General features: G+C 39.4%; 1 protein-coding gene. It reads right to left on the bottom strand.

Translation table 11 applies throughout. The features are described from left to right. Positions 1-1,725 (bottom strand): ABC transporter ATP-binding protein (locus V7164_RS19615; protein ID WP_335355005.1); only part of this gene is annotated, 1,725 nt, incomplete at its 3' end. Positions 1,726-1,869: the final 144 nt, after the last annotated feature.

Below are 1,869 nucleotides of genomic sequence, written 5' to 3'. Positions count from 1 at the left end.
ATAATTTCTTCTCTCCTCTCTCATTTGAGATCGGAAGATTTCTCGATAGAGTGGAGATTTCTCTAACAGGGATTCATGGGTTCCTTCTGCTAGGAGTTTCCCTTCCTCCAGAAGTAAAATCCGGTCTGCCTCCATCGCAGTGCTGATTTTTTGTGTGATAATGAAGGTCGTACATGTATAATTCTTTAAAGCTTCAAGTAACTTTGCCTCTGTTCTCCTATCTAAAGCACTTGTGCTATCGTCTAGAAGAAGAATTTTGGGCTTCCTAACTAGGGCCCTCGCAATGGATAGTCTCTGCTTTTGCCCCCCTGAAAGATTCACTCCCTTTTGCCCAAGCTTCGCTTCAAACATATTTGGAAATCCTTTGATGGTCTCATAGATTTGGGCATCTTTTGCTGCTTCAATGATTTCGTCCATAGAGGCATTTTCTTTTCCCCATGCAATATTTTCTTTTACTGTACCAGTAAACAAAACAGCTTCCTGTGGCACAAATCCAATTTTCCTGCGCAGATTTTCCATTTTCATTTCACGGACATTGATTCCATCAATCAGAACCTCCCCATCATTCACATCATAAAGTCTTGGAATAAGCTGAAATAGAGAGGTTTTTCCTGAGCCGGTTGCCCCTAATATCGCCACCGTTTGTCCAGGGTTTACAGTAAAAGTAATATTCGTAAGCGCCGGTGATTCTGTATCTGGATATTGAAAGGAAACATGCTTAAATTCAACCTTCCCTTCTTTTACATAGAAAGTTGAATCGGCATCTTCCTGATCAGAAAGATCCACCTTTGCATCAAGAACTTCAACAATCCGATTGGAAGAAGCATGAGCACGGGAAAAAGCCATAATAATAAAGGAAAAAATCGAGAATGCCCCGGTAATTCTAGTCGCATAGTTGACAATAGCAACCACTTCCCCTACCTTGACTCCGCCGCTATTCACCTGGATGCTTCCAAACCAGAGCACACCTAAAATCGAGATATTCATAATAATCAATAGCACAGGCATCGTAATTTCCATTAATCTCAATGCCTTAATCGTTTGATCCTTTAAATCCTCATTTGCACGTGTAAAACGTTTTACTTCGTGCTTCCTTCTAATAAAAGCTTTTATTAGCCTAATACCTGTTAAGGTTTCTCGCATGACACCATTCACTGTGTCCAATTTTTCCTGGACCGTTTTGAATAGAGCTCCCCCGATGCTCATGAGCCACTTTAGAAAAATAAATAAAAAAGGAACAACTATGAATAAAATAAGTGCCAGCTTCACATTGACGAAAAATGCCATGAAAAGCCCGCCAATAATCATCAGTGGAGCCCGAAGCATAATTCGCAGACTCATAAATAACGTATTTTGGATTTGGGTGATATCATTCGTCATCCTCGTAATTAGAGATGATGCTGGAAATAGATTAAAGTTGGCAAAAGAAAAAGATTGCACCTTTTCAAATAGGCTTCTGCGAATATCAAATCCAAAGCTCTGACTTGCATGGGCTGCATAAAAGGAATTGAGAACACCTGCCGCTAAAGAAATAAGTGAAAATACAAGCATGATGCTTCCCCATTTAATAACAACAGATAGATCACTTTTTAAAATACCCTCGTCAATAATCTTTGCCATGAACAAGGGCTGAACAAGTTCGACAGCAAGCTCTGTCAGCGTTAAGGCAAGCGCAACAGCTACCGCTATCCGGTAGGGCTTTAAATAGGATAATACCTTTAACATTCGTCTTCCTCCAAAGCTGTTTTCGAGTGTTAGCACTATATTTATTCAATACTTCGAATCCCTAAATAATAATCGATAATCTTATCATATCTCTTTTTACGGAATATTTAAACAATAAAGTGAAACTTCAATCAGTGGAGGTTT

This window comes from Bacillus sp. JJ1474, from assembly GCF_036965225.1.
GTDB lineage: Bacteria > Bacillota > Bacilli > Bacillales > Cytobacillaceae > Cytobacillus.
The sequence above is the reverse complement of the archived record's forward strand: the minus strand, read 5'-3'. Positions and strand labels throughout refer to the sequence as shown.